The 26,802-nt window shown below is 69.6% G+C and carries 25 protein-coding genes; 13 read left to right on the forward strand and 12 right to left on the reverse strand.

Features of this window, described 5'->3' with window-relative positions; genetic code table 11:
• Positions 1-15: 15 nt before the first annotated feature.
• Both MKK50_RS09905 and yidD read left to right on the forward strand, forming a co-directional pair.
• Complete coding sequence (locus MKK50_RS09905) at positions 16-477, forward strand: iron-sulfur cluster assembly scaffold protein (protein WP_253372625.1); 462 nt, start codon at positions 16-18, stop codon at positions 475-477.
• Positions 474-794 (forward strand): membrane protein insertion efficiency factor YidD, encoded by a 321-nt coding sequence (gene yidD, locus MKK50_RS09910; RefSeq protein ID WP_499021939.1) that lies wholly within the window; start codon positions 474-476, stop codon positions 792-794. Before MKK50_RS09905 ends, yidD begins: the two co-directional genes overlap by 4 nt.
• Positions 795-942: 148 nt before the next feature.
• Here yidD and MKK50_RS09915 read toward each other — a convergent pair whose 3' ends face one another.
• The 3 genes from MKK50_RS09915 to MKK50_RS09925 form a co-directional block, all read right to left on the reverse strand.
• Positions 943-1,710: a Bax inhibitor-1/YccA family protein gene (locus MKK50_RS09915; protein WP_253372621.1), complete on the reverse strand. Its 768-nt coding sequence runs from the start codon at positions 1,708-1,710 to the stop codon at positions 943-945.
• Positions 1,711-1,927: 217 nt separating this feature from the next.
• Positions 1,928-4,510, reverse strand: coding sequence for an ABC transporter permease (locus MKK50_RS09920; protein ID WP_499021941.1), 2,583 nt, complete (start codon positions 4,508-4,510; stop codon positions 1,928-1,930).
• Positions 4,511-4,621: 111 nt separating this feature from the next.
• Positions 4,622-4,840 carry an ATP-binding protein gene (locus tag MKK50_RS09925; protein ID WP_499021943.1) on the reverse strand — a complete coding sequence of 73 codons (219 nt, stop codon included), beginning with the start codon at positions 4,838-4,840 and terminating at the stop codon, positions 4,622-4,624.
• Positions 4,841-5,105: 265 nt separating this feature from the next.
• Here MKK50_RS09925 and MKK50_RS09930 point away from each other — a divergent pair, with 265 nt between their 5' ends.
• The 7 genes from MKK50_RS09930 to MKK50_RS09960 all read left to right on the forward strand — a co-directional run bounded on the left by MKK50_RS09930 (position 5,106) and on the right by MKK50_RS09960 (position 10,878).
• Positions 5,106-5,855, forward strand: coding sequence for a pyridoxine 5'-phosphate synthase (locus tag MKK50_RS09930; RefSeq protein ID WP_499021945.1), 750 nt, complete (start codon positions 5,106-5,108; stop codon positions 5,853-5,855).
• Positions 5,852-6,262: a holo-ACP synthase gene (acpS, locus tag MKK50_RS09935; protein ID WP_253372613.1), complete on the forward strand. Its 411-nt coding sequence runs from the start codon at positions 5,852-5,854 to the stop codon at positions 6,260-6,262. Before MKK50_RS09930 ends, acpS begins: the two co-directional genes overlap by 4 nt.
• A gap of 130 nt (positions 6,263-6,392) precedes the next feature.
• Positions 6,393-7,199 carry a signal peptidase I gene (gene lepB, locus MKK50_RS09940; protein WP_253372611.1) on the forward strand — a complete coding sequence of 269 codons (807 nt, stop codon included), beginning with the start codon at positions 6,393-6,395 and terminating at the stop codon, positions 7,197-7,199.
• Positions 7,200-7,259: 60 nt separating this feature from the next.
• Complete coding sequence (gene rnc / locus MKK50_RS09945) at positions 7,260-8,030, forward strand: ribonuclease III (RefSeq protein WP_499021947.1); 771 nt, start codon at positions 7,260-7,262, stop codon at positions 8,028-8,030.
• 20 nt (positions 8,031-8,050) lie between these two features.
• On the forward strand, positions 8,051-9,031 hold the full coding sequence (gene era, locus MKK50_RS09950; RefSeq protein WP_499021948.1) for a GTPase Era: 981 nt from the start codon (positions 8,051-8,053) through the stop codon (positions 9,029-9,031).
• Between the two features lie 195 nt (positions 9,032-9,226).
• The gene (locus MKK50_RS09955; RefSeq protein WP_499021949.1) at positions 9,227-10,153 is read left to right on the forward strand and encodes a class I SAM-dependent methyltransferase; all 927 of its coding nucleotides are present in this window, start codon (positions 9,227-9,229) and stop codon (positions 10,151-10,153) included.
• Positions 10,150-10,878 (forward strand): pseudouridine synthase, encoded by a 729-nt coding sequence (locus MKK50_RS09960; protein ID WP_253372605.1) that lies wholly within the window; start codon positions 10,150-10,152, stop codon positions 10,876-10,878. The genes MKK50_RS09955 and MKK50_RS09960 overlap by 4 nt, the downstream gene beginning before the upstream one ends.
• A gap of 4 nt (positions 10,879-10,882) precedes the next feature.
• On the opposite strand, the gene MKK50_RS09965 is transcribed toward MKK50_RS09960, so the two are convergent.
• Complete coding sequence (locus tag MKK50_RS09965) at positions 10,883-11,506, reverse strand: Pr6Pr family membrane protein (RefSeq protein ID WP_499021950.1); 624 nt, start codon at positions 11,504-11,506, stop codon at positions 10,883-10,885.
• A 107-nt stretch (positions 11,507-11,613) separates the two neighbouring features.
• Here MKK50_RS09965 and MKK50_RS09970 point away from each other — a divergent pair, with 107 nt between their 5' ends.
• Both MKK50_RS09970 and MKK50_RS09975 read left to right on the forward strand, forming a co-directional pair.
• Positions 11,614-12,405, forward strand: a complete 792-nt coding sequence (locus tag MKK50_RS09970; protein WP_499021952.1) for a hypothetical protein — start codon at positions 11,614-11,616, stop codon at positions 12,403-12,405.
• A gap of 206 nt (positions 12,406-12,611) precedes the next feature.
• Positions 12,612-12,920 carry a hypothetical protein gene (locus MKK50_RS09975; protein ID WP_499021953.1) on the forward strand — a complete coding sequence of 103 codons (309 nt, stop codon included), beginning with the start codon at positions 12,612-12,614 and terminating at the stop codon, positions 12,918-12,920.
• Between the two features lie 7 nt (positions 12,921-12,927).
• On the opposite strand, the gene MKK50_RS09980 is transcribed toward MKK50_RS09975, so the two are convergent.
• The 8 genes from MKK50_RS09980 to rlmH form a co-directional block, all read right to left on the reverse strand.
• The gene (locus MKK50_RS09980; RefSeq protein WP_499021954.1) at positions 12,928-14,856 is read right to left on the reverse strand and encodes a potassium transporter Kup; all 1,929 of its coding nucleotides are present in this window, start codon (positions 14,854-14,856) and stop codon (positions 12,928-12,930) included.
• Between the two features lie 96 nt (positions 14,857-14,952).
• Positions 14,953-15,609: a DUF2939 domain-containing protein gene (locus MKK50_RS09985; RefSeq protein ID WP_499021955.1), complete on the reverse strand. Its 657-nt coding sequence runs from the start codon at positions 15,607-15,609 to the stop codon at positions 14,953-14,955.
• A 27-nt stretch (positions 15,610-15,636) separates the two neighbouring features.
• Complete coding sequence (locus tag MKK50_RS09990; RefSeq protein WP_499021956.1) at positions 15,637-16,224, reverse strand: RNA pyrophosphohydrolase; 588 nt, start codon at positions 16,222-16,224, stop codon at positions 15,637-15,639.
• A 144-nt stretch (positions 16,225-16,368) separates the two neighbouring features.
• On the reverse strand, positions 16,369-18,057 hold the full coding sequence (locus MKK50_RS09995) for a methyl-accepting chemotaxis protein (protein WP_499021957.1): 1,689 nt from the start codon (positions 18,055-18,057) through the stop codon (positions 16,369-16,371).
• 365 nt (positions 18,058-18,422) lie between these two features.
• Positions 18,423-19,631 carry a divergent polysaccharide deacetylase family protein gene (locus MKK50_RS10000; protein WP_499021958.1) on the reverse strand — a complete coding sequence of 403 codons (1,209 nt, stop codon included), beginning with the start codon at positions 19,629-19,631 and terminating at the stop codon, positions 18,423-18,425.
• Positions 19,632-19,782: 151 nt separating this feature from the next.
• Positions 19,783-21,105 carry a S41 family peptidase gene (locus MKK50_RS10005; protein WP_499021959.1) on the reverse strand — a complete coding sequence of 441 codons (1,323 nt, stop codon included), beginning with the start codon at positions 21,103-21,105 and terminating at the stop codon, positions 19,783-19,785.
• The gene (locus tag MKK50_RS10010) at positions 21,105-22,493 is read right to left on the reverse strand and encodes a murein hydrolase activator EnvC family protein (RefSeq protein ID WP_499021961.1); all 1,389 of its coding nucleotides are present in this window, start codon (positions 22,491-22,493) and stop codon (positions 21,105-21,107) included. The genes MKK50_RS10005 and MKK50_RS10010 overlap by 1 nt, the downstream gene beginning before the upstream one ends.
• Complete coding sequence (rlmH, locus tag MKK50_RS10015) at positions 22,490-22,987, reverse strand: 23S rRNA (pseudouridine(1915)-N(3))-methyltransferase RlmH (RefSeq protein ID WP_253372585.1); 498 nt, start codon at positions 22,985-22,987, stop codon at positions 22,490-22,492. Before rlmH ends, MKK50_RS10010 begins: the two co-directional genes overlap by 4 nt.
• Before the next feature lie 238 nt (positions 22,988-23,225).
• On the opposite strand from rlmH, the gene MKK50_RS10020 reads away from it, so the two are divergent.
• Positions 23,226-24,536, forward strand: a complete 1,311-nt coding sequence (locus MKK50_RS10020) for an MFS transporter (RefSeq protein WP_499021963.1) — start codon at positions 23,226-23,228, stop codon at positions 24,534-24,536.
• Positions 24,537-24,817: 281 nt separating this feature from the next.
• Positions 24,818-26,767 (forward strand): putative bifunctional diguanylate cyclase/phosphodiesterase, encoded by a 1,950-nt coding sequence (locus MKK50_RS10025; RefSeq protein ID WP_499021965.1) that lies wholly within the window; start codon positions 24,818-24,820, stop codon positions 26,765-26,767.
• Positions 26,768-26,802: the final 35 nt, after the last annotated feature.

Genomic DNA, 26,802 nt, shown 5'->3' on the forward strand with positions numbered 1-26,802 from the left:
AAAGGCGTGTCAGCGATGATCGACGACATCTACAACCGCCGCATCCTGGAACTGGCCGCCGACATTCCCCGCCTCGGCCGGCTGGCGGCACCGGACGCCACCGCCACGGCCCATTCCAAGCTGTGCGGCTCGACCGTCACCGTCGATCTGAGCCTGGAGGCGGACGGCGTCACGGTCGCCGACTTCGCCCATGACGTGAAGGCCTGCGCCCTCGGGCAGGCCTCCTCCTCGCTGATGGCCCGCCATGTCGTCGGCGCGACGGCCGAGGAGCTGCGTGCGGTTCGCGCCCGGATGCGGGCGATGCTGAAGGAGAACGGTCCCGCGCCGGAGGGCGAATGGGCGGATCTTTCCGTGCTGGAACCGGTGCGCGACTTCCGAGCCCGTCACGCCTCCACACTCCTGACCTTCGACGCCGTGGTGGACGCCCTCGACCAGATCGCCGCCCGCAAAGGCTCCGGCGCGCCCGAAGCCGCATGATCCGCCGGGCGGCGCATGGGGCGATCCGCGCCTACCAGCTCACGCTTTCCGGGCTTATCGGGCGCCATTGTCGGCACTGGCCGTCCTGCTCGGCCTATACCGACGAGGCGATCCAACGGCATGGCCTCTGGGCCGGCGGCTGGATCGGCTTTGCCCGAATCTGCCGCTGCGGTCCGTTCGGCACGCACGGCATCGACCTCGTCCCCGAACATCTGCCGGAGCGGGCCGCATGGCACCGGCCCTGGTCCTACGGCCGCTGGCGCGGTGTCGAGGCGCCGCCGCCCTTGGTGTGCGAGGCGGTGGAAGAGGGCCGCTAACGGCCTTCGTTTTCCGAGATTCGTCCGCCACCGCGCCGCCGGCCGGCACTTCGTGCGGCCAGCGGGACCGGCGTTCAGGCGATAGCGAACACGAAAAAGCCCCGACCTTTCGGCCGGGGCTCTCTCGTTTCAGAATCTGCGTCGTCGTTTAGCGGCGGTCGCCGAGCAGCGAGAGCAGGAACTGGAACATGTTGATGAAGTCCAGATACAGCGTCAGGGCGCCGTTGATGGACATCTTGGCCGCGCCCTCGGCATCGAAGCCGCTGTAGAGGTACATCTCCTTGAGCTTCTGCGTGTCGTAAGCGGTCAGGCCGGCGAAGATGAGGACGCCGAGCACCGAGATCGCGAACTGAAGCGCGGAAGAGGCCAGGAAGAGGTTCACCAGCGAGGCGATGATGATGCCTATCAGGCCCATGATCAGGAACGAGCCCATGCCCGACAGGCTACGCTTCGTGGTGTAGCCGTAGAGGCTCAGACCCGCGAAGGTCGCCGCCGTGATGAAGAACACTCGCACCACGCTGCCACCCGTGAACACGAGCAACAGGGTGGACATCGAGGCGCCCATTACCGCCGCGAACGCCCAGAACATCATGCGTGCGGACGAGGCCGACATGCGGTCCATCCGGAACGAGAACACGAAGATGAAGGCGAGCGGCGCCAGCATCAGCACCCACTTGAAGGGGCTGTTGTAGAGGAACTGCCCGAACGGAGTCAGGGCGACACGGCCGGCGCCGGTCTGCGCGACGGCGGCCATGTTGAGGGCGAGCGCCACGAGACCGGAGATCCCGAGGCCGACGACCATGTTGTTGTAGACGCCCAGCATGAAGCTGCGCAGGCCCTGGTCGACTTCGACCTGAGAGCCGGCGTACCCCTGCGGCTGGGCGCCGGCGCGGAACGGGCTGTTGTCGAATGCCATGAAAGTTTCCCTTGAAACCTCTCGGCGCGGAGTTGTGACGGGGTCCACGCGCGACCCCTGGCGCATCGAACGCGCCTTAGGCTCGAATATGTTCGCTTGAAGAACCATAAACAAGTGGGCCCTCAGCGTGCGGCCGCGTTTTCAACCTCCCGGAATAACGAAGATTTTTGCCGATCGATCGGGATGAAAAATCCCGTTCAATCGTAGCGACCTATTTTCAGAACTGGCGCAGATAGGGAGCCGGCCGCTGGCCGAGGATGCGCCACGTCCCCGCCAGCCCCACCACGACGGCGAAGACGACGGCGAAACCGGCGACCGCCAGCGCTCCGGCCGGGTCGGGCGCGAAGTCGAGGCGCATCACCCGGGAGACGATCACCCAGCCCGCAACCGATCCGGCCAGGATGCCGAACAACGCGGTGATGAGCCCGAGGGCGCCGTATTCCAGGGCGTAGGCCGAGAGCAGGCGCATCCGCGTGGCGCCGAGAACCTTCAGCACCACCGCGTCGTAGAGCCGGGCGCGGTGGCCGGCGGCGAGCGCGCCGGCCAGAACCAGAAGGCTCGCGATCACCGCGACGACGCTGGCGCCGCGGATCGCCAGGACCAGCTTGTGCACGAGGTCGTTGACGGCATCGAGCGCGTCCTTCACCCGCACGCTCGTCACCGAGGGGAAGGCCTTCGCCGCATCACGCACCACCTCGGCTTCCAGCTTCGGGTCAGGCCCGTTGGGGAGCGTCAGGGTCGCGAGATCGGCATGCGGCGCGCCGCGGAAGGTGCCGGGGGAGAACACCATCACGAAGTTGATGCCGAGCGAGCGCCACTCGATCTTGCGCAGGTTGGCGACCCGCGCAGTGATCGGGCGGCCGAGGACGTTGACGGTCACCGTGCCGCCGACCTTGAGCCCGAGGGCGCGCGCCAGTTCGAGATCGAAGGAGACGAGCGGCTGGCGCGCCTCGTCCGCGCTCCACCACGCCCCCTCGACGATCGACGAGCCGTCCGGCGGGGTCTCGGCGTAGGTGATGCCCCGGTCGCCGTCGAGCACCCAAGCGGCGTCTTCCGGCGGCTTGATCTGGCCGGCCGGCACGCCGTTCAGTGCCGTGATCCGTCCGCGCATCATCGGCACCCGCTCGATCTTGGCGTCGGGCGCGCGGGCGCCGAGGAAGGCGGAGAACGCCTCCGCCTCACGCGAGGGCACGTCGAGGAAGAACAGGCTCGGGGCCCGGCCCGGAAGTGAGCTTTCGAGCGCGCGGGTGATGTTGCTGTCGATGGCGCTGAGCGTCACCAGCAGCGTCGTGCCGAGGCCGAGCGAGAGCACGACCGCCGGGGTCAGGGCACCGGGACGGTGCAGGTTGGCCAAAGCCATGCGCGGCACCATGCCCTTCGGCCGCGGCAGGCGGGCGGCCCCGGCCATCAGTCCCGCCGCGACGAGGCGTAAGGCCCCAAAGGCAAGCGCGGCGGCCGCCATGAAGATCAGCGCCACCTTGCGGTCGAAAGCGGTGACGAGGGCAAGGCCCGCGAGCGCAAGCAGGGCGGCGGCGAGCACCGCGAGGTAGCGCCAGCGCGGGCGGCGCGCGGACGGATCGACGGCATCGCGAAACAGCCCGGCGACGGAGACGTCGTGGGCGCGGCCGAGCGGCAGGATCGCGAAGGCGAGCGCCGTCAGCAGCCCGTAGGCCGCCGCCAGAGCGAGGCGGGCCGGGGCGATCTCGGGGTTGAGCGGCAGCGGAAGCTGGTCGCGCAGCGCAAGGTCGAGAAGGAACGGCAGGGCCGCGCCGACGGCGAGGCCGAGCACGGTGCTGACCGCGGCAATCAGCATCACCTGGATCAGGTAGAGCGCGACCACCTGCGAGCCCGGCGCGCCGACGCTCTTGAGGGTGGCGATGGAGGCCTGCTTGCCATCGACGAAGGCGCGCGCGGCATTCGCCACGCCGACCCCGCCGACGATCAGCGCGGTGAGCCCGACGAGCGTCAGGAACTGCGTGAAGCGCTCGATGCCCTTGGCGAAGCGCGGATCGGCGTTGTCGCGCGCGCGCATCTCGAAACCGGCCTCGGGCAGGGCCTTCTGCACCGCCGCGTTGACAGCCGTCAGGCGCGCGTCGTCGGCGCCGGGCATTTGCAGGCGGTAGGTGAAGCGGTTGAGGCTGCCGGGTTGGATCAAGCCGGTGGCGCGCAGCGCGGCGAGCGAGACGAGCAGGCGCGGCCCGAATCCGATGCCGGAGCCGATCCGGTCGGGTTCCGAGGCGAGGGCGGCGCGGATTTCGATGGGAAAGCCGCCGAGCGTCACCCGGTCGCCGGGCTTGAGCCCGAGCCGGGTCAGCAAGGCCGGGTCGGCCGCCGCGCCGAAAACGCCATCCCGTTCCGCGATGAGATCCTGCACCGGCGCCTGCGGGTCCGTCTCGACCGTGCCGACTGCCGGATAGCTCGGATCGACCGCCTTCAACTCGACCAGGGCCGCGCCGCCATCGCCCGCCACCGCCATGGCGCGCAGGCTCGCGACCTCCGAGACCGGCGCCTGCCCCTCCAGCACGGTCCGCTCGGCCGGCGTCGCCTCGCGGTTGATCAGGCTGTAGGTGATGTCGCCGCCGAGAATCCGCCGGCCCTCGCGCCCGAGCCCGCCGGAGAGCGAGGCGGCGATCGAGGTGACGCCGCTGATCGCGGCCACGCCGAGCGCGATGCAGGCGATGAACACCCGGAAGCCCGAGAGCCCGCCGCGCAGCTCGCGCAGGGCCAGCCGGAGGGTGAGCGGCAGACGGGAGGCGGGGACCGGCTTCGAAGAATCCGGCTGGGACAGCGTGCCGTGCATGCGGGCTCGAGCGTTTCGTCGCCGGTCGGGCCGGCGGGGCCAATCTGGGCATTGAAGCGGCGCACGCAACTGTTCGCACCGCCGCACGGATCCATGCGGATCAGGACAGTATCACGGCACCGTCACGGGAAGGTCGATCGTCACCCGTGTTCCGACACCTTCCTCACACTCGATGGCGATCTGCCCGCGCAGGGTCGAGAGGACGAGATTGTAGACGATGTGCAGACCGAGCCCGGTGCTGCCCTTGTCGCGTCCGGTGGTGAAGAACGGGTCGAAGATCCGCTGCAGGTTCTCCCGCGGGATGCCGTGGCCGTCGTCCCGCACGACCATCCGGATCCGCGTGTCGCCGCGCCGGCTGACGTCGAGGACAGGCGTGTTGGACCTCGTGGCCCTTGCGCCGCAGGATCGGATCGAGCGTGCTCATCTCCGCGAAAGGCCGGGCGTCCGGCTGGGTGAGCAGCAGGGTCGCCGGCAGCAGGATCAGGACGGCGACGGCGAGCCGCAGCGCGGTGCCGCCACCCGGGACCCTTCCAAGCACCGGCGGCAGCCGCTACACCGGCAGCCCTTCGATCCGCCGAGTATCGGAAAGCCAGCCGTGTCGTCCCTGCGCCTGGGCGTGAACATCGATCACGTCGCCACCGTCCGCAACGCCCGCGGCGGGCTCGCGCCCGATCCGGTGCGCGCCGCCCACGAGGCCGTGGCGGCGGGGGCCGACGGCATCACCGCGCATCTGCGCGAGGATCGCCGCCATATCCGCGACGCCGACATCGCGGCGCTCAGGAAGCTGCCGGTGCCGCTCAACCTCGAAATGGCGGCGACCGACGAAATGGTCGGCATCGCGCTCGCCACCCGGCCGCATGCCGCCTGCCTCGTGCCGGAGAAGCGCGAGGAGCGCACCACCGAGGGCGGCCTCGACATCATCGCCGGCCGCGCGCATCTGGCCCCGCGCATCGCCACGCTGTCGGAGGCCGGCATCCGCGTCTCTCTGTTCGTCGAACCCGACGAGGCGGTGATGGAGGCGGCCCACGCCCTGCACGCGCCCGTGGTCGAGCTGCATACCGGCTCCTATTGCGAGGCGGTGATCGAGGGCGATCAAACGAGAATCGCGCACGAACTCGGCCGCATCGTGCGGGCCAGCGCGCACGGCGCCGGGCTCGGCCTGGAGATCCATGCCGGTCACGGCCTCACCGTGGAGAGCGTCGGCCCCGTCGCGGCCCTGCCGCAGATCCGCGAGCTGAACATCGGCCACGCCCTGATCGCCGAGGCGATCTTCGTCGGCCTGCGGCAGGCGGTTCACGACATGCGCGCGGCGATGGACCGGGCGCGGCGGCAGGCCGAGCCGTGATCCTCGGCATCGGCACCGATCTCTGCGACATCCGCCGCATCGAGTCCTCGCTCGAACGCTTCGGCGAACGCTTCACCCATCGCGTCTTCACCGACGGCGAGCGGGCGAAATGCGACCGGCGGGCCGCCCGCGGCCCGTCCTACGCGCGGCGCTTCGCCGCCAAGGAGGCTTGCGCCAAGGCGCTCGGCACCGGCATGAGCCAGGGCGTGTTCTGGCGCGACATGGAGGTGGTCAACCTGCCCAGCGGCCAGCCGACGCTCAATTTGAGCGGCGGTGCGCGGGAACACCTCGCCCGCATGGTGCCGGAGGGTTACGAGGCGCGCCTGCACCTGACGCTGACCGATGAGCCGCCTCTCGCACAAGCCTTCGTGATCATCGAGGCGGTGCCGATTACCGCGACATCATAGGTTTGTATCCGCACATCCCCTGCGTTGCGGGGCGGCGCAGCATAGTCTAGACCCGCCGCCCAGCAGGACAGCCACCGCCACGTGGGACGCGGCTGCCGATCTTACGGCGGGGCCGGAGGCTGTTTCACTCATGAGCATGGGACGCGCGCGCTTGGATCGCGAGGGCAAGACGGAGATCCGGCCGGCCGAGCCCGGAACCTGGGCGAGCATCCGGGAAACCGTGAAGGTCGGCGTGCAGGCGCTGCTCATCGCGCTCGTGGTGCGCACGCTGCTGTTCCAGCCGTTCAACATCCCCTCGGGCTCGCTGATCCCGACGCTGCTGATCGGCGACTATCTGTTCGTCTCGAAATACACCTACGGCTACTCGAAATACTCCCTGCCGCTCTCCGAGTACCTGCCATTCCAGGCGAATGGGCGGGTCTGGGGCGCCGAGCCGAAGCGCGGCGACATCGCCGTGTTCAAGTTGCCGAAGGACAATTCGACCGACTACATCAAGCGCGTGATCGGCCTGCCCGGCGACAAGATTCAAGTGATCGAGGGCGTGCTCAACATCAACGGCAAGCCGGTCAAGCGCGAGCGCATCGCCGATTACGAGACGCTCGATGCCTTCGACCAGACGGTGAAGGTCGCGCAGTACAACGAGACGCTGCCGGGCGGCGTGACGCACCGGGTGATCGAGCGCGATGGCGACCGCGGCTTCTGGGACAACACCGAGGTCTACACGGTGCCGGCCGGTCACTTCTTCATGATGGGCGACAACCGCGACAACTCCACGGATTCGCGCGACCTCGCCAGCGTCGGCTACGTGCCGTTCGAGAACTTCGTCGGCCGCGCCGAGATGATCTTCTTTTCCATCGACGAGCGCACCCCCGCCTGGCAGATCTGGCGCTGGCCGTCGGACGTGCGCTGGGGCCGCATCTTCTCGACGATTCACTGACCTCCTGACGAACGTGACAGCGACGGGACGATCCGCCCCTCTCCCTTGGAGAAGAGGGCGATGAGCGAGGACGGCGAAGGCGCCGCTCGCTCCAGCCGCGCCCGGCGCGCGCCTCGTCCCCGGCCGAGCCTCGCCGTCCTGGAGGCGCGCATCGGCCACGTTTTCGCCGACCCCACGCTGCTGCCGCTGGCGCTCACCCATGTGAGCAAGGCTGGTCCCTCCGGCCGGGTCGGCAGCTATCAGCGCCTCGAATTCTTGGGCGACCGGGTGCTCGGGCTCGCGGTCGCCGAGACGCTGTACAAGGCCCTGCCGGGCGCGGAGGAGGGCGAGCTGTCGCGGCGTCTGGCCGGCCTCGTGCGGCGCGAGACCTGTGCCGTGGTGGCCGAGGCCTGGGAGGTCGGGCCGCATCTCAATCTCGGCCCCGGCGAGATCCAGACCGGCGGGCGGCGCAACCAGACCATTCTGGCCGATGTCTGCGAGGCGATTCTCGGCGCGGTGTTTCTCGACGCCGGCTATGAGGCGACGCGCGCAATCGTGCAGCGCGCCTTCCGCCCCGGCGAGGAAACCGCGGCCCCGCGCGGGCGCGATGCGAAATCGGCCTTGCAGGAATGGGCGATGGCGCGCAGCCTCGCGATCCCGGTCTACGAGGTGGTGGAGCGCTCCGGGCCCGACCACGCCCCGGTCTTCCGGATCGCGGCGCGGGTCGAAGGCATCGAACCCGGTTATGGCGAGGGCGCCTCGAAGCGCGTCGCGGAGCAGGAGGCGGCCCGTGCCGTGCTCGCACGCGAGGGCATCGGTGGGACGCAAGGACAGGATGGATCAGGTGGTTAGGTCGCGGATGGTCGAATCGGATGTCTGAGCACGAGCCGGAACACGAGGCTGACGAAGACGGCGCCCCGCAGGAACAGCGGCCGGACGTGCGGCAAGCGACGCAGGAAGGGACGCGTGCAGGCTTCGTCGCGCTGATCGGCGTGCCGAATGCCGGCAAATCGACCCTGCTCAACGCCCTCGTCGGCGCCAAGGTCTCGATCGTCTCGCGAAAGGTCCAGACGACGCGGGCGCTGGTACGCGGCATCGTCATGGAGGGCGAGGCGCAGATCGTGCTGGTGGACACGCCCGGCATCTTCGCCCCGAAGCGCCGCCTCGACCGGGCCATGGTGCACTCCGCCTGGAGCGGCGCGGCGGATGCCGATGCGATCTGCCTGCTGATCGATGCCCGGAAAGGTGCGGACGAGGAGGTCGAGACCATCCTGCGCCGCCTGCCCGAGGTGAAGCGGCCCAAGATCCTGATCCTCAACAAGATCGACCTGATCGCCCGCGAGCGTCTGCTCGAACTGGTGGCAAAGCTCAACGCGATGGTGCCGTTCGAGGACACCTTCCTGATCTCGGCGCTCAAGGGCGACGGTGTCGCCGACCTGCGCAAGGCGCTGGCCGCGCGGATGCCGCCGAGCCCATGGCTCTACCCCGAGGACCAGATCTCCGACGCGCCGCTACGCATGCTGGCCGCCGAGATCACCCGGGAAAAGATCTACGACCGCTTGCACGAGGAATTGCCCTACCGCTCCACCGTCGAGACCGACCAGTGGCAGGTGCGGCCCGACGGATCGGTGCGCATCGAGCAGACGATCTTCGTCGAGCGCGAGAGCCAGCGCTCGATCGTGCTGGGCAAGAACGGCCAGACCATCAAGGCGATCGGGCAGGCGGCCCGCATCGAGATCACCGAGGTGGCCGAGGCCAAGGTGCACCTGTTCCTGCACGTGAAGGTCCGCGAGAACTGGGCCGACGATCCCGCGCGCTATCGCGAGATGGGCCTCGAATTCCCGACGGGCTGACCTCTATTCCCTCATCCATCCCATCCTCGCCCTCATCCTGAGGTGCCCGCCCGAGCGGGCTTTGACGGATCCTCCAGGGATCGCGCGGGATCTGGACGATCCTTCGAGGCCGCTGCTCCGCGTCGGCACCTCAGGATGAGGGCGAGGGCTGGAAGGATCATGATCCCGATGGCCGCAGCCTGAATGCCAACCCCCATGCCCCAAACCGACTCCGACATCCGAGCCATCCTCTACGGCCTCCCTCCCGCAGACCTCGCGGAGGTGCCCGATGGGGCCGCCCAGGTCTCGCCGCTGATCCCCGGATCGGCGCGGCTGGAGGATGTCGCCGAGGCGAGCCTCGATTCAGCCCTATTGCTGGCCCCGCCCGGCACGGCGGAGCGGCGCTACGCCCTGGCGCTCGCGATCCGCGCCGTGCGGCCCGGCGGGCGACTGGTGGCGATGGCGCCCAAGGACAAGGGCGGCACCCGGCTCGCCAAGGAGCTGCGTGGCTTCGGCTGCGCCGTCACCGACGAACCGCGACGCCACCACCGCATCTGCACGGCGACGCGTCCCGAGGTGCCCGCCGGCCTCGAGGCCGCATTGGCGGGCGGCGCGCCGCGTCACATCGACAACCTCGCGCTCTGCACCCAGCCCGGAATCTTCTCCTGGGACCGGCTCGATCCCGGCAGCGCCCTGCTGCTGCGGCATCTGCCCGCGCTCTCGGGGCGCGGCGCCGATTTCGGCTGCGGCCTCGGCATCCTGGCCCGTGCGGTGCTGAAATCGGCGAAGGTCGCGTCGCTCGCCCTGATCGACATCGACCGCCGCGCCATCGAGATGGCCCGCCGCAACGTCGGCGAGCCCGGCGCCACCCTGCACTGGGCGGATCTGCGCAGCGCCGAGCTGGCCCTATCGGGCCTCGACTTCGTCGTCACCAACCCGCCCTTCCACGATGGCGGCGCCGAGGATCAGGCGCTCGGCCAGGTCTTCATCAACCGCGCGGCGGCGGTACTGCGGCCGAGTGGAACGCTCTATCTCGTCGCCAACACCCACCTGCCCTACGAGGCGCCCCTGCGCGCCGCCTTCCGCACCGTCACGACGCTGGCGACGGAGGGGGGCTACAAGCTGTTCGAGGCGCGTAAATGAAGGCGCTCCGCCTCGACCGGCTGCTGGCCAATCTCGGTTACGGCTCGCGCCGGGAGGTCGAGGGGCTGGCCCGCGCCGGCCTCGTCCGCCTCGACGGGCAGGCCCTGCGGGACGCCTCGCAGCGCATCCCGCTCGCGCCCGATCTCTCCGCCCGGATGCGGGTGCAGGGCGAGGCGCTCGATCCGCTGCCGGGCCTCTGCCTGATGCTGCACAAGCCGCTCGGCGTCACCTGCTCGCACAAGGAGGTCGGGCCGCTGGTCTACAGCCTGCTGCCCGAGCGCTGGCGGCGGCGCGATCCGGCGCTCTCCACCGTCGGGCGCCTCGACAAGGAGACCTCGGGCCTCCTGCTGATGACCGATGACGGCGCGCTGCTGCACCGGATCATCGCGCCGAAGGCCAAGGTGTCCAAGCGCTATCGGGTGACCCTGGCCCGCCCGCTCCAGGGCGACGAGACCGCGATCCTCGCCTCGGGCGAGATGATGCTGGAGGACGAGGACAAGCCGCTCCTGCCGGTGGAGATGGAGACCGACGGCCCGACCCATTGCACCGTGACCCTGCACGAGGGCCGCTACCATCAGGTCCGGCGCATGTTCGCCGCGCTCGGCAACCACGTCGATGCACTCCACCGCGACCGCGTCGGCGGCCTGGCGCTCCCCGCGGACTTGCCGGCGGGCGAGTTCCGGATCCTGGGGCCTGGCGAGATCGCCACTTTGTTCGAGGGGTAGCGCTCTATCCCGCCAAGGCCTTGCGCCGCGCGAGGCGCCGGTCGAGGAGCACCAGCGTCCATCCGACCGCGAGGAAGGCCGCCGCGATCGCCCCGGCATAGGCCGCCACCGGCCCCCAGCCGATCTTGCCCACATCGAGGAACGGGTACGGATAGCGCGCGTCGTAGGCGCCGCGGGCGAGCGTGTAGCCGAGGTAGATCAGCGGGTAGCTGGCAAACAGCGCGAGATCGCGCAGCGCAAGGCGCCCCTTCGGCACGAAGGCGAGCCAGAACAGCGGCACCATCACCGGCAGCGCTTGGTGGAGCAGGACATCGCCGACGAGGTCGCCGCCGCGCAGGGTCCTGACACCGTAGAGCAGCAACCGCTGCACGAGGCCGACGAGCAGGGTCGCGAGCACGGTTGTGGCGACGAGCCGGGGCTGGGCCAGGGCCGGCACCCGCAGGGCGATCCCGCCGAACACCGCGAAGACGAGGAGCCCGGTGAGGTTCGTGAAGTAGGCGGCCATGATCCAGGCCGCGAGCGGCACCGAGCCGGTCCGGCCGAAAACGGCGGAGAAGCCGAACCCGACGCCGACGGCGGCGCAAAGTGCGATCAGGGCCGCAGAGAGGCGGGCGGAGCGGGAATTCATGGCCGGATCACGTCTGGGCGGAAGTGGCAGCAGCTTCTGGCTCCTGTTCGCGACCAAGACGTGACGCGGCTTGACACGCGAGGCCCCGTGCCGGACGCCACCGGCCCGTGCTGCTCGATCTCCTGCATCTCCTCACCACGCCCGCGCCGCGGGCCCAGCGCCGGCTCGGCTACCTGCGCGACAGCATCTGGCTGATGTCGCGGGCGCGCCGCTGCCGCCGGGCCTGGGCGCCGCATCTGGAGGCGAGCCGGGCGGTGATGCGCGCGGCCATCGCCGCCACCGAGCGGCGCGACACCGCGGTGGTGCTGGGCTCCGGGCTCCTGCTCGACGTGCCGTTGGCGGATCTCGCCAGAACCTTCCGGCGGGTGGTGCTGATCGATGCCGTGCATCTCCGGCCCGCCCGGCGCGCGATCCGCGCCTTCCCCCATGTCGAGACGCTGACGGCGGATCTCAGTGGCGCGATGGCGCTGATGACCGGTGCGGCGCGCGATCTCGATCCCCGCCTGCCGCCGGTCTGCGCCGAACCCGGCACCGGCCTCGTCATCTCCGCCAACCTCCTCTCGCAACTGCCGATCCGCCCGGTCGAGCGGCTCGAGGCCTCGCGCCATCCCCTCGGGGCCTGGACCTCGGCGGACGGCGACGCCTTCGGCCGCCGGATCGTCGAGGGCCATCTCGATGCGCTGGCGGGCCTGACGGCGCGTGTCTGTCTCGTCACCGACATCGACGAGACCGAGGAGGACCGGCAGGGGCAGGTCCACGCGCGGCACGACCTTCTCTACGGCGTGCGGCTCGGACGCCCTGAGCAGGCCTGGACCTGGGAGCTCGCTCCGTTCGGAGAGACCGCGCGCGGCCGGCGCCTGATCCATCGCGTCGCAGGGTTTTCGCATTGGACGCCGTGAGATGAGCCCTCGTCGCCATCGCTGCGGGCATCCGTCAAACTCTCAGAGCAAAATAAGAAGAACGATCCAGGTGTTCGGCTGTCTGGCAGTCCCGAAGGGTTTATCTGGCGAGATCGGCCGGTACATCCAACTCGATTGTCGGATCGGGCGGAATGTTCGGAAAATCTGATCGGGAAAAACAGAAAAGACATTCGGGAGGTTTCAGCATGACGTGCCGCTACTCCATCCTCCTTCTCGCCGCGATCCTCGCGCCCGGCGCCGCCAGCGCCCTGTCGATGACCGACACGCTGGAGGCGTGGCGGCAGAGCTCGACCATGGATCGCCTCCAACTCGCGACCCGCTTCGGCAAGTCGTTCGTGTCGGTCAACGAGAGCTTCACGGCGGGCTACTTCGTCAAATGCATCGACGAGGTAGCGGGCTATTCCAATGCGCAGAAGGCCAAGATCGAGGACGCGGTCCGCGAATGCGTCGCCTCGCAGCTCCGGATGACGGGCAAGGGACAGGCGGACGAGTAGCCGCCTCTCAAATCTCGATCTCCGTGCCGATCTCGATCACCTGCCGCGCCGGCACGCAGAAATGGGCGCCGGTGCGCTCGGCGTTGTTCTGCATCACCGCGAAGACCGCCTCGCGCCAGTCCGACATGCCGCGCTGGTCGGAGACCGGGATGATCGTCTCGTGGCCGACGAAGACGGTGAGATCCTCGGTGAATTCCTTCGGTAGGAGGCCGGCGCCGACGGCACAATCCAGCCCCTCGGGTATCGAGGCCGATTGCATGAAGCCGTAATGCAGCACGACGCGGCGGATGTCGGGGGTGATCTCGGTGACGCGGGCGCGCTCCTCGCGCGGCACCGTCGGCGTCTCCTCGAACAGGGCGGTCACGATCAGCACGCGGGCGTGCAGTGCGCCCAGGCGCTCGACGAAGCGCAGCATCGGCAGCGGGATACCTTCGGTCGCCGAGGACAGGAAGGCAGCCGAGCCCGGCAGGGTCGTCGGCGGCTCGTGGCGGAGGCTCTCGAGGAAGTGCGCCTCCGGCGGGCGCAGGCCCGTGCGCGCCTGTTCCAGGCAGGTGTTGCCCTTGAGCCATGTCAGCATCAGGAAGGCGATCGCACCCGCCAGCAGCAGCGGAAACCAGCCACCCTCGAACAGCTTCACGCTGTTGGCCGAGAGGAAGATCAGGTCGATCACGAGGAAGAAGCCGTTGACCGCGAGCACGATGGGCCAGCCGAAACCCCATTTGCGGGCGACGAGGCCGGCGAGCAGGGTCGTGATCGCCATCAGCAGCGAGACGGCGATGCCGTAGGCCCCGGCCAGCGCGTCGGAGGAACGGAAGATCAGAACGGCCGCGAGCGTCGCGGCGGCCAGCAGCCAGTTCACCAGCGGCACATAGATCTGCCCGCTCTCGTCGGGCGCGGTGTGGACGATGCGCAGCGGCGGCAGGAAGCCGAGCTGGATCGATTGCCGGGTCAGCGAGAACACCCCCGAGATCACGGCCTGTGAGGCGATGACGGCGGCCAGCGTCGCCAGCCCGATCAGCGGGTAATGCAGGACGCCCGGCGTCAGGCGGTAGAACGGGTTCTCGGCCGCGGACGGATCGACCAACAGGATCGCGCCCTGCCCGAAATAGTGGATCACCAGCGCCGGCAGCACGAGAACGAACCACGCGACGCGGATCGCCCGCGCGCCGAAATGGCCGAGATCGGCATACATCGCCTCGCCGCCGGTGACGGCGAGGAAGGCCGCGCCCAGCATCGTGAAGCCGACATGCAGGCCGGCATGCGCCGTGAACTCGACCGCGCGCAGCGGATTGACCGCCGCCAGGATCTGCGGCGCCTGCACGATGCCGCCGATGCCGAGGGCGGCCAGCACGAGGAACCAGACCAGCATCACCGGCCCGAAAATCCGGCCGATGAAGGCCGCCCCCTGGCGCTGCACGAGGAACAGGCCGACGAGGATGACCAGCGTGATCGGCACGATGAAGCGGTCGAGGGCGGGCGCATCGACCCGCAGGCCCTCCACCGCCGAGAGCACCGAGATCGCCGGGGTGATCGCGCCGTCGCCGTAGAGCAGGGCGGCACCGACGAGGCCGACCACGAGCAGCAGTGCCTGCCGCGAGCCGGGTTGCGCATGGCGGGCGCCGAGCAGCGCCAGCATGGCGACGATGCCGCCCTCGCCACGGTTGTCGGCGCGCAGGATCAGCACCGCGTATTTCAGCGAGACGACGAGGATCAGCGCCCACAGGATCAGCGAGACGGCGCCGGTCACCGCGACCGGGCTCGGATTTCCGCCCGGACTTGCGGCGCGCACCGCCTCCTTGAGGGCGTAGAGCGGGCTCGTGCCGATATCGCCGTAGACGACGCCGAGGGTGGCGATCAGCAGGCCGGCGCCAAGGCGGCGGCCCGGCCCGGATACCGATCCGTCCGCTCCGGAGAGGGGGGCAGCGGGCTCGCTCAAGACTGCGCTCCGAAAGGCGGGGCCGTTGGTGGCGATTCACCTATGGGGGCGGCGGATTAAAAGCCAGGGTCTTTCGTAATTGTGTGCCGGGGTCGATCACGGCTCGCGAGACGGGGAGGCATCCGGCCCGGTCTTGTCGGGGTTGGGGCGGCCGTCGCGCAGCCGGGCGGCGGCGGCCGCCGCCTTCTCGGCGATGCGGCGGCGCAGGTCGTCGGACAGCTCGATATCGACGAGGCGCCAACCCCAATCGCGCAGGCGCAGGCGGATGCGGAACTGCTCGTGGCGGGGCCGGTCCGGCGGCACGGCGACCAGCACGGAGCGGAAGCCACGCATGTCGGCGGCGAGATAGTAGCCCAGCAGCCGCTTGAGATCGGGGATGCGCAGGCCGTCGCGCCGCTCGTGCCGGCCGGCCGGGGCGGCGAGGTCGGCGCCCTGCGGCCAGCCGTCGTCGAGGAGGTCGATCACGGCCTTCGGCGTCAGCGCCGATTCCATGATCGGGAGCGCGACCGCCGCCGCCGCGTCGGCGATGCGCTGCCGCTCGCGCGGATCGAGGGCGTTGCTGTCGGCCTTCACGGCGGCGCTGATCTGGCGCGCGAGCGACAGGCGCAGCGTGCGGAAGTTGACCCGCTGCTCCACGGCGGCCGCGTCGCCCGCCTGCACCGCGGCAGCGAAGCCGTAGAGCGACCAGAACGGCGTCAGCGTGTAGGCGAACCAAGCCGCCACCGCGAGAAGGGGAATGAGCCACCACCGCATCGGATCAGCCGCGGACGCGCGGATGGATCATGCCGGGTTGTCCCCGGCCCCATTGTCCCCGGCGCCATGCCAGCCCGTCAGCCCGGAAAAAGCCGCGACGACGCCCTCGTAGACGGGGCGCTTGAAGGGAACGATGAGATCCGGCAGCACTTCGAGCCGCTCCCAGCGCCACGCCTCGAATTCGGGCTTGTGATGGCCGTCGCCGGGGGCCTCCACGTCGATCACCGACGCGTCGCCGGTGAGGCCGAAGGCGAACCATTTCTGGCGCTGGCCGCGGTAGCGGCCCTTCCAGGCCTGCTTCATCACCGCGGGCGGCAGATCGTAGGCGAGCCAGTCGCGGGTCTCGCCGAGCAGCGTGACGGCGTCGGCCGGCACGTTGGTCTCTTCGTGGAGTTCGCGGAGCGCCGCGGCGAGGGGCTCTTCCCCCTCGTCGATCCCGCCCTGCGGCATCTGCCACGCGAGATCGCCATCGACATGTTCGGGGCCCGCCTCGCGCTTGCGCCGCCCGATGAAGACGCGGCCGTCGCGGTGGAACAGGGTTACCCCCACGCAGGGGCGGTAGGGCAGCGCGCTGCCCTCGGGCAGGCGCAGGAGGTCGTCGTCGGGGCGGGTCATGGCGGGCTCGTGCTGGCGGCGCGACCATAGGAGGCCGAACCGGTGCGGGCAACGCCGACCTAACCCCTATCTGAGGCCGTAAAACGAGCGTGGGCGCGGCCTCGGCCGAGCCCACGTCTTTCCCTGCCGTTCCCGAGGTAGAACTCAGGCGGCGCGCACGTTGGCGAGGAAGCGGCCGACTTCCGCCGAGAGATGCTGGGACTGGTGCGACAGCTCGGAGGAGGCGGCGAGCACTTCGGCGGCGGTCGCCCCTGCCTCCTCGGCGGCCTGCGCCACGCCCGCGATGTTGCTCGTCACCTCGCCCGCACCCATGGCCGCCTGGGCGACGTTGCGCACGATCTCCTGTGTCGCCGCGCCCTGCTGCTCCACCGCTGCCGCGATCGAGGCCGCCACCGAACTGATCTCCTCGATGCGCCCGGTGATGCTGCCGATAGCCGAGACTGCGTGGCCCGTGGTCTCCTGAATGCGGCCGATCTGGCCGGAGATCTCCTCCGTCGCCCGTGCGGTCTGGTTGGCGAGCTCCTTCACTTCCGCCGCGACCACCGCGAAGCCGCGGCCGGCCTCACCCGCGCGCGCCGCCTCGATGGTGGCGTTGAGGGCGAGCAGGTTGGTCTGCCCCGCGATCGTGGTGATCATGGTGACGACGTCGCCGATCTTGGAGACAGCCGCGCTGAGAGCCCGGACATGGGCCGCCGTTTGCGCGGCCTCTCCCACCGCCGCCTGGGCGAGCGTCGAGGAGCCGCTGACCTGCCGACCGATCTCCTGCACCGAGGCGCCCAGCTCCTCGGCCGCCGCCGCCACGGTGTTGACGTTGGTCGCGGCTTCTTCCGCCGCCGCCGCCACGCTGATCGATTGGCCGGCGGTACGGGTCGCGGCGCCGGTCATGCCATGCGCCGAGGCCTGCAATTGGGCTGCGGCGGACGAGACGAGGCTGACGACGCCGCCGACCGCGCCCTCGAACCGCTCCGCCATCTCGCGCATCGCCGCCTTGCGCTGCGCTTCCGCCCCGGCGCGGGCCGCGGCGCTCTCCTCCTCAAGGTTGCGCATGCGGATCAACCCCGCCTTGAAGATCTGCACCGCGTCGGCGATCGTCCCGATCTCGGTCCGCCGACCCTGATGCGGGATCGTCACCGTAAGGTCGCCCGCAGCCAGCGCCTGCATCGGCTCGACCACGGAGGCGATACCGCGGGTCACGCCGCGGGTGATCAGCACCGCGAGCAGGATCGCGAGGACGAGCCCGAAGACGAGGACGGCAAGGCCGATCGTTCGCACCTGCTGGAACACGGTCTCGCCCTTCGCCATTGCGCGGGCGGCGCCTTCGTTGTTGAAGGCGATCAGCTTCTCCAGGGCGTTCGACATCGCCCGGCGCGGGGCGAGGCCTTTCGCCTCGTAGTAGGAGAAGGCGTCCGCCTTCCGGCCCTGACGCGAGAGATCCATCACGGTCCGCCGCTCGGCCTCGAAGGTGGCGGTTTCCCGCGCATAGGTGTCGTAGAGCGCCCGCTCCGCGGCATCGGTGATTAGGGTCTCGTAGGCCGCGCGCTTATCGGTGATGAGCTTGCCGAAGCGCTCGAAATCCTTGTCCATGGACGCGATCAGTTGCGGGTCGGTCGCTTGCGTGTGCCGCAGCATCACGCCGTTCATCCGCGCCGCCGCCGTGTCGATCTCGCCGAGCAGGCGCACGCTGGGAAGCCAGTTGCGCTCGATGTCGAGTGCTTGGTCGCGCATCGTCTGCGTTCCGACGAGGCCCAGAACCCCTAAGCTGACGAGAAGGATCGTCAGCACCGTGAATGAAGCGATGAGCTTGCTGCGAATGGGGAGAGTTTGGAGCGACACGGAGGACTCCGACAGGAACGGCTCGCGCGATTCTGCTGAGCGAGCGGCGGGATCCTGGCCCGAAAACACTTACCGGATCGCGAATTGTTCAAATGATTTCTCGCAGCGTGACGGGATTAAATGGATGTATGCTTCGCAGTGAGCCGAAGACTGATATGGGATGATCTTCATGCGATCTGCGCGTGTCCCATGCGCCAGAAATGCAGGGCAAGCGTGTCACGGTGTGCCGTCCGGAGATTTGCCGGGCTCAGACGGCATCACGCCGACGAACTCGCTCGATCGGGCCGGGTCCTGACCAATCCGGCCGGATGACCGATTTTGGATGGCCGCCATCCCACCATCGGCAACCGCCGTTCGGGCGATGTTTAGGGCGCGGCGCTCGTCAGCTTGGAGACGCTGCCCGGGCGGCGCAGGATCGCGCTCACCGGCACGAGCCGGATGCCGCGTGCCTCCAGATCGCGCGACCACCGCGACAGGCGCTCGATCGTCAAGGGCGAGGCACTGGACGAGGCCAGCACGAGGCCCTTCTGCCGAGCCAGCGTCTCCAGGCGTGCGAGTTCCGCGTCGATGGCGTCGGGCCTCGCGACGGCGTCGATCACGATCTCGGCCCGCGCGGTCGGCAGCTTGGTCTTCGCCGCGGCGGTCGCGACCTGCGAGCCGGGCGCCGCACCGTCATCGACGAAGCCGAGCCCGCGGGCGGATAGGTCCTTCAGCACCGGTTCGAGGGCGGCGGGCTCGCTCATCAGCTTGGCGCCCATGAAGTTCACGGCCGCGACGAAGCCGGGGAACCGGCTCATCGCCCAGGCCGCCCGGTCGAGGTTCTCGCCGGGGCGGGCCGAGGCCAGGAGCGTCTGCGGCCCCGGATCGCTGTCGGGATAGTCGAACGGCTCCATCGGTAGTTGGAGCAGGATCTCGTGGCCGGCCTCGCGGGCGCGGGTCGCAGTCTTTTCGAGATCGTTGCCGTAGGGCGAGAGCGCGAGGCTGACCGCCGCCGGAAGCCGGGCGATGGCGCCGAGGGTGGCGTTCTCGCCGATGCCGAGACCGGAGACGAGGATCGCGATGCGCGGCCCGGTGCCGGGCTCGTCCGGGCGGGCATAGACGTCGAGCGGGCGCAGCCGTCCTTCGCCGAGGCGGGGCAGGGGGCCGTGGCGCCCGCGCTCGGTCAGGCGCGCATCGGGGGCCGGCGCGAGCTTCACCTGGGCCGCGTTCGGGACGCGGATGATCACCGGTGCATCGGGGGCCGTCGAACCGTCGGGGCGGAACACGCTGACGCCGGAGGCTTGTTCGACCTCGCTGGCGGATTGTGCCGGTCCCTTCGAGGCGGGCGGTGCGGCGTCTGCGATGCGGGGGGCCGAGGCAGGGGCCTCGCGGATCTCGATGAGCGCTTGGCCCCGAGGCTCGCCGCCGCGGGGATCGCCTGTGAGCGCGATGCCACCGGCGATCAGCGCCAGAATCACGGCGCCGCCGCCCGCCGCCGCCGCGCCTGCGGACGGGCGCAGGGCAAAGCGCGGACGGGCCGCCTTGTCCGCGACACCGAGAGGCTTCGTCAGGATGTCGTCGGCCGCGTCGCTCACCCGCCGTCCTGCCTGTTGGCGCATGCTCTGAGAACCGGGCGCAGCCTCCAACGAGAAACGGCCCGCAATCCCGGTCTGAACCGGTATTGCGGGCCGTCATGGTTAATCTTTCCCTAACACCGCGGCGGATGCCCGCTGCGGGCCGGCACAATCAGTTCTGCGTAGCCGGCTTCGTCACGTTGGCTGCACCCTTCTGGATGCCGTGCAGGAAATCGACCGCAGAGATGAGCTGCTTGTCCTTGGCCGGATCCGGCGGGATGTAGGCCGAGGAACCACCGCGCTCCTCGGTATCCTTCTGCTTCAGGTGGCCCTTCAGGCCGGCCTCGCCCTTGGTCTCGTCCTTGCCCTTCAGGTCGTCGGGCACCTCCTGCAGCACCTCCTGATCCGGCTCGATGCCCTTCGCCTGGATCGAGCGGCCGGACGGCGTGTAGTAGCGCGCGGTGGTCAGGCGCAGGGCGCCCTGGCCGCCGAGCGGGATGATCGACTGCACCGAGCCCTTGCCGAAGGAGCGCGTGCCCATGATGGTCGCGCGCTTGTGATCCTGCAGGGCGCCGGCCACGATCTCGGAGGCAGAGGCCGCGCCGCCGTTCACCAGCACCACGATGGGCTTGCCCTTGGCCAGATCCCCGGCCTTGGCGGAGAAGCGCTGCGTCTCGTCTGGGTTGCGGCCGCGGGTCGAGACGATCTCGCCGCGGTCGAGGAAGGCGTCGGACACCATCACCGCCTGATCGAGCAGGCCGCCGGGGTTGTTGCGCAGATCGAGCACGTAGCCCTTGAGCTTGTCGCCGCCGATCTCGCTTTGGAGCTTGTCGATCGCGGTCTTCAGGCCGTCATAGGTCTGCTCGTTGAACTGAGTCAGGCGGACATAGCCGACATCGCCGCTCTCGACCTTCGAGCGCACGGGGCGGATCTTGATGACGTCGCGCGTCAGCGAGACGTCGAGCGGCTCCTTGGCCTCCTTGCGGGAGATCTTCAGCTTCACCGTGGAGTTCACGGGGCCGCGCATCTTGTCGACGGCTTGGTTCAGGGTGAGACCCTGGACCTGATCCTCATCGATCTGGGTGATGATGTCGTTGGCGAGCAGGCCGGCCTTGGAGGCGGGCGTGTCGTCGATCGGCGAGACGACCTTGATCAGGCCGTCCTCCATGGTGACCTCGATGCCGAGGCCGCCGAACTCGCCCTTCGTCGTCGTCTGCATGTCGCGGAAGGATTTCGCGTCCATGTAGCTCGAATGCGGATCGAGCGAGGTCAGCATGCCGTTGACGGCCGACTCGATCAGCTTCGACTCCTCGGGCTTCTCGACGTAGTCGGTCCGCACCTTCTCGAACACGTCGCCGAACAGGCTCAGCTGCCGGTAGGTCTCCGCCGAGGCCGCGATGGCGCTCGTGCCGGACAGGAGCTGGGTCTGGGTCGACAGGGCCGAGGCGCCGACGCCGAGGACCGCGCCGAGTAACACGAGGGACACTTTGCGCATTATCCGCGAACCTTCTCGCTGGAACTTCTGGCCCACCACGGCTCCGGATCGATGGAGCCGCCGTCTTTCCTGAATTCGACGTACAGGACGGGATCAATCCGATCATCGTCCTTCTGTGACGCAGCCTGCGTCACGTTCGCCGGCGTGCTTGCCGGGGTGCCGCTGCCCTCGCCCATCACGGCTACCGGTTCGCCCGCCAGTACGAACTGGCCGACCTCGACGTTGATCTGATCCATCCCCGCGAGCAACAGATAGTAGCCGTCGCCCGCATTGATGATCAAGAGACGCCCGTAGGAGCGAAAGGGTCCGGCAAACGAGACCCACCCGTCCGCGGGCGAGGAGACCACCGCCTTCGGCCGTGCCCGCAGCGAGATGCCGCGGGTGGTGCCGCCCTGGCCGTCGGGCTGGTTGAAGCCGCGCAGCAGGGGGCCGCTCACCGGCCTGGGCAGATCGCCGCGGGCTTCCGTGAACTTCACCTTGGGGGCGAGCCGCGCCGGATCGCGCGCGCCGGCCGCCGCGAACTTGTCCTGGATCGCCCGCTGCTCGCGTTCGGCGGCGGCGCGGACGGCGTCGGCGGCGCGGCGGGCGCTCGACAGCTCGCCCTCCATCCGGTCCACGAGTTCCTTGAGCGATTTGGCCTGAGTGCCGAGCTCGGTACTCTTCTGGCGCTCGGCGGTGAGGCTGGTCTCGACCTCCGCCTGACGGCTGCGGCGGGCCGCGATCAGCGCGTCGAGGCGCTGGCGCTCGGCGGCCCACCCCGCGAGATCTTTCTTCAGCGCCTCGCGGTCGGCGGCGATGAGGCCGCGCACCCGCACCAGTTCGGTGAGGTCGCCGGCCAGGGTGTCGGCCTCGCCGCGCAGCTCCGGCACCACCGCGCCGAGCATCATCGAGGTGCGGATCGCCGCCAGCACGTCCTCGGGGCGCACCAGCACGGCCGGCGGCGGGCGGCGGCCCATGCGCTGGAGCGCGGCCAGGATCTCGGCGATGACCGCGCGGCGCGCCTCCAGCGATTTGCGGATCGCCGCGTCGCTGTCGGTCAGCGCGCGCAGGCGCTCCTCCAGCCGGTTCATCCGGTCCTCGGTCGCCTGGGCTTGCCGCCCGGCATCGAGCAGCGCGGCGCTGAGCTTGGTCCGGTCGGAGCCGATCGCGGCGATCTCGGACTCGAGTGCTGCCCGGTTGCCGCTGCTGGCCGCCAGCGCGTCCTCGATCTGCTTGAGGCTCTGGGCGCGGCGGTCCCGCTCCTCCTGCGTGCGCCGCATCGCCTCCGGATCAGGCACCGTCTGCGCGCGCACGGGCAGGGCAAGGCCGCCTGCAAGGCAGGCAAGAGCCGTCAGCGTGGCCGTCAGGATCGTTGCCGACCGGGAATGCGCCGTCACCTTGGATCTCATGCCTCGGGATCGCCCCGGTGATAGGGGTGTCCGGCCAGGATGGTCAGCGCCCGGTAGACCTGCTCGAGGGCGAGCACGCGCACCAGGCCGTGCGGCAGTGTCGCCGCCCCGAAGGCGAGAATATGGTCGGCACGCCCGCGCACATTCTCGTGAAGGCCATCCGCCCCGCCGACGACGAGGACGAGGCTGCCCCGCCCCGCATCGCGCCATGACCCGATCTTGTCGGCGATGCGCTCGCTCGGCCAGTCGGAGCGGCCGCGCTCGTCGCAGGCGATCACTGCCGCGTCGCCCGGCACCAGGGCGAGGATCGCCGCCGCCTCCTCGGCGATGCGGTCGGCCGAACGGCGCGCGCGCGATTCGGGGATTTCGGCGAGGTCGCAGGCGGTGACGCCGAGGCCCTTCCCGAGCGCGACGGCGCGCTCGCGGTAGCGGGCGGCGAGATCCCGCTCCGGCCCGTTCTTCAGGCGTCCGATGGCGACGACGAGCAGGCGCAAGGGGCGTGAGCGATCCCGGAAGCGAGGTGACGGGGCGCGATAGCACGATCATGCCGGGGGCGGGGAGCCGATCGCGCCGGAAAATGTCGCCGGCAATGCAGTCTGCGAGACGGGAGCACGGCCGAGACGGGGTGGCGGCGCGGCGGCGGCGACCTACCTGCCGCCCTCACGAACGCCTTTGGCCCGGAGCCGGCCTTCCGCCGCGCCCACCCGTCCGGGATCTCACGACAGGATCACGATGCACTCGCCCGCCAGCGCCGCCCCGACGCGCCTCGACCGCAAGGCCGTGGGAGCGGTCGTGCTCGGCAATGCCCTCGAATTCTACGACTTCACGATCTACGCCTTCTTCGCCAAGTCGATCGGCGCGACCTTCTTCCCCTCGGACAGCCCGACCGACAGCCTGCTCGCCTCGCTCGCCCTGTTCGGGATCGGCTACGTGATGCGCCCCGTGGGCGGCGTGCTGATCGGCGCCTTCGCCGACCGGGCCGGGCGCAAGCCCGCCATGCTCATCACCATCGCGCTGATGGCCGTCGGCATGCTGATGCTGGCGGCCTGCCCCGGCACGGCGGTCCTCGGCGTCTGGGCTCAGGTGATCGTGATCGCCGGGCGGCTGATCCAGGGCCTGGCGCTCGGCGGCGAGGTCGGCCCCTCCACCGCCTTCCTGATCGAGGCAGCCCCGGCGCGGCACCGCGGCTTCGTCGCGAGTTGGCAGATCGCGAGCCAGGGCTGCGCCGCCCTGTTCGCCGGCCTGTTCGCCACCGTGCTGACCCTGGTGCTCGGCGATGCGGCCATGGCCGATTGGGGCTGGCGGCTGATGTTCGGCCTCGGCCTCCTCGTCGTGCCGGTCGGCCTCGTGATCCGCAGCCATCTGCCGGAGACGGCGGGCGAGGGTCACGATCCCGCCGCCGCGGGTTCGACGGGGGCCGTGCTCGGCCGCCTGCTGCGCCAGCACGGACGGATGCTCGGCCTGACCTTCCTCGTCATCGCCGCCTCGACCGTCTCGAACGCCATCGGCACCAACATGCCGGTCTATGCCGGGGCGACGCTCGGTCTCTCGGAGATGGCGGCCAACGCCGTGCCGATCGCCCTGGGGCTGGCCTCGGTGATCTTTCCGCTCCTCGGCGGTTGGCTTGCCGACCGGTTCGGGCGCAAGCCGGTGCTGATCTGGCCGCGGGCCCTGATCCTCGTGCTCGCCGTGCCGGTCTTCCTGTGGATGCTGCGAGAGCCGAGCGCGCTCAGCGTCTACGCCGTCACCTTCCTGCTCTCGGCCCTGTCCTCGATCAACGCGGCGGCGATCATCGTCGCCATTCCCGAAGCCCTGCCGCGGGCGGTGCGCAGCGCCGGGCTGTCCATCGTCTACGCGCTCTCGGTCTCGATCTTCGGCGGCAGCACGAACTACGTCGTGAACTGGCTGATTGCCGCGACCGGCGACCGGATGGTGCCGGCCTACTACCTCGCCGCCTTCAGCCTCGTCGGCACACTCGCCGCCCTGCTGCTGCCGGAGACGCGGGGGCGGGATATCCATGTTGACACAGCGACGCAGAGGTGAATCCCGGCAGCGCGTCATCGCCGAGGTGTAGGCCGTGGCGAGCCGGAGAGAGCCCGATCGGGCCCGGGCATCCAAGGCGATCGGTGAGAGCGGGCGGATCCGGCCTGCACGTCGGGCGGAAAGCGTTGCGTTCGCGGTGAGAGCGCTCTCTCGCCAATGTCCGCGGGTACGGAGACCGAGTATTTCGGTGCAATGAATCCTTAGGAGAAATAAGACTTAGTGTGTCTCTGTCAGAGGACGCACGACGACGTGTTCGTGGCCCGGTGCCCGGTAAGATGAGAATGAGATTCTTTCGCGGCCGCCGAGAACTTCTGAGCGGTATCGTGCCAATTTATACGGACCCGGAAGCTTGCATCCGCCAGCTCAGGGAGTTGCAGAAGCAGATCCCGTCGCTCTATGCGCTGCTCTCCGTCAACGCCTGCGCCCTCGCCTTCACCCATTACCCTTTTGCGCCGGCTTGGCTGACCGTCGGGCTCCCCGGCGCAATGATCGGCTTGTGTGCAGTACGGGCCGTGCATTGGTGGCGTCTTCGGCCGCAGGCGATGTCCGGGGCTGCCGCCGTCAAACGGATGCGCGGCACCAGCTTCCTCACCGTCCTGTTCTCGGTCCTCTTCGTCGCTTGGGCGATGACGCTCAACGCCTATGGCGGCCCGTTCGAGCAGGGCCACGTCGCGATCTTCGTCGCGATCACCGTCATCGCCTGCATCTTCTGCCTGACGCATCTGCCGGCCGCGGCGCTGATGGTGACCGTCATCGTCATGGGCAGCTTCCTGATTCACTGCTTCACGAGCGGCAACAGCGTCTTCATCGCGATCGCGCTCAACACCGCCTTCGTCACGGTGGTGATGGTGCGTATCCTCACCAACAACTTCCTGGCCTTCCTGCAACTGGTCGAGTCCAAGGCCGAAGCGCAGCGACTCGGCGCGGAGAACCAGCGGCTGGCGCATACCGACAGCCTCACCGGGTTGCCCAATCGGCGCTATTTCTTCCAGCGTCTCGACGCTTTGATCACCGCCTCGGCGACCGAAAACGCCGCCTTCGCCCTCGCGATCTTCGACCTCGACCGCTTCAAGCCGATCAACGACACGTTCGGCCACACCGCCGGAGACCGGGTGCTGGAGGAAACCGGCCGCCGTCTCGGCGCCTTCGCCGTGGACGGCGTGACGGTCGCGCGCCTCGGCGGCGACGAGTTCGGCGTGCTGATCCACGCGGTCGACTGCACGGCCGCCGCGGTCGAGCTTTGCAACCGCATCTGTTCGGCGCTGCACACACCGATCTCACTCGGCGAGACGCAAGTCGTGCCGGGATGCTCGGGCGGCCTGGCGCTGTATCCCAGCGCCGGACGCGCCGCGGACGCGCTGTTCGACCGGGCCGATTATGCGCTCTACCATTCCAAGGAGCGGAAACGCGGGACCACGACCCTGTTCTCGCAGGAGCACGAGGACGCGATCCGGGCCGAGCGCGCGGTCGAGACCGCCCTCCAGAGCGCGGATCTCGCCACCGAGATCGAGATGCACTACCAGCCGATCCTCGACACGCTGACGGATCGCATCACGACGGTGGAAGCGCTGGCCCGCTGGACGAGCCCCAAGCTCGGCCGCGTGCCGCCCGACCGCTTCATCGCCGTGGCGGAGCGCTGCGGGATGATTCACTCGGTGACCCTGCTTCTCCTGCGCAAGGCGCTCGCCGACGCAGGCAGGCTCCCGCCCGAGATCGGCCTGTCGTTCAACCTCTCCTCGCACGACCTCGCTTCTTCGGAGACGGTCATCGCGATCCTCGCCGCGGTCCGGCAGAGCGGGATCGATCCCCGGCGGATCACGCTGGAACTGACGGAGACCGCGCTGATGCGCGACTTCGAAGGAGCGCAGAAGGCGATCACGCTCCTGCGCGCGCTCGGTATCAAGATCGCGCTGGACGATTTCGGGACGGGGTATTCGAGCCTGAACTACGTCCACCGCCTGCCGCTGGACCGGATCAAGATCGACCGCGGCTTCATGGCCAATGTCGAATCCGATCTCGGGCGCAGCGTCGTGATCACCATCCTCGATCTGTGCCAGAACCTCGGGCTGGACGGCATCGCCGAGGGGATCGAGACCACGGCGCAATTGAGCGCGGTGCGCCGCCACGGCTGTCGCTACGTTCAGGGCTATCTGATCGGCATGCCGAAGCCGATGTCGGAGTTGCTCGGCGGCCTTCGCGGCGTGGCGGAGGCGCACCCGGTTTCCGCCTGAAGCGGCCGGGGCGCCTCGCGCTGCCCGTGTTCCTT

Source organism: Methylobacterium sp. J-043 (assembly GCF_022829505.1).
Classification (GTDB): domain Bacteria; phylum Pseudomonadota; class Alphaproteobacteria; order Rhizobiales; family Beijerinckiaceae; genus Methylobacterium; species Methylobacterium extorquens_A.

Coding starts and splice junctions, on each gene's coding strand:
- MKK50_RS09905 (WP_253372625.1), top strand. CDS start 16: ATGATCGACGACATCTACAACCGCCGCATCCTGGAACTGGCCGCCGAC.
- yidD (WP_499021939.1), top strand. CDS start 474: ATGATCCGCCGGGCGGCGCATGGGGCGATCCGCGCCTACCAGCTCACG.
- MKK50_RS09915 (WP_253372621.1), bottom strand. CDS start 1,710: ATGGCATTCGACAACAGCCCGTTCCGCGCCGGCGCCCAGCCGCAGGGG.
- MKK50_RS09920 (WP_499021941.1), bottom strand. CDS start 4,510: ATGCACGGCACGCTGTCCCAGCCGGATTCTTCGAAGCCGGTCCCCGCC.
- MKK50_RS09925 (WP_499021943.1), bottom strand. CDS start 4,840: ATGGTCGTGCGGGACGACGGCCACGGCATCCCGCGGGAGAACCTGCAG.
- lepB (WP_253372611.1), top strand. CDS start 6,393: ATGAGCATGGGACGCGCGCGCTTGGATCGCGAGGGCAAGACGGAGATC.
- rnc (WP_499021947.1), top strand. CDS start 7,260: ATGAGCGAGGACGGCGAAGGCGCCGCTCGCTCCAGCCGCGCCCGGCGC.
- era (WP_499021948.1), top strand. CDS start 8,051: ATGTCTGAGCACGAGCCGGAACACGAGGCTGACGAAGACGGCGCCCCG.
- MKK50_RS09955 (WP_499021949.1), top strand. CDS start 9,227: ATGCCCCAAACCGACTCCGACATCCGAGCCATCCTCTACGGCCTCCCT.
- MKK50_RS09960 (WP_253372605.1), top strand. CDS start 10,150: ATGAAGGCGCTCCGCCTCGACCGGCTGCTGGCCAATCTCGGTTACGGC.
- MKK50_RS09965 (WP_499021950.1), bottom strand. CDS start 11,506: ATGAATTCCCGCTCCGCCCGCCTCTCTGCGGCCCTGATCGCACTTTGC.
- MKK50_RS09975 (WP_499021953.1), top strand. CDS start 12,612: ATGACGTGCCGCTACTCCATCCTCCTTCTCGCCGCGATCCTCGCGCCC.
- MKK50_RS09985 (WP_499021955.1), bottom strand. CDS start 15,609: ATGCGGTGGTGGCTCATTCCCCTTCTCGCGGTGGCGGCTTGGTTCGCC.
- MKK50_RS09990 (WP_499021956.1), bottom strand. CDS start 16,224: ATGACCCGCCCCGACGACGACCTCCTGCGCCTGCCCGAGGGCAGCGCG.
- MKK50_RS10005 (WP_499021959.1), bottom strand. CDS start 21,105: ATGCGCAAAGTGTCCCTCGTGTTACTCGGCGCGGTCCTCGGCGTCGGC.
- MKK50_RS10010 (WP_499021961.1), bottom strand. CDS start 22,493: ATGAGATCCAAGGTGACGGCGCATTCCCGGTCGGCAACGATCCTGACG.
- MKK50_RS10020 (WP_499021963.1), top strand. CDS start 23,226: ATGCACTCGCCCGCCAGCGCCGCCCCGACGCGCCTCGACCGCAAGGCC.
- MKK50_RS10025 (WP_499021965.1), top strand. CDS start 24,818: ATGAGATTCTTTCGCGGCCGCCGAGAACTTCTGAGCGGTATCGTGCCA.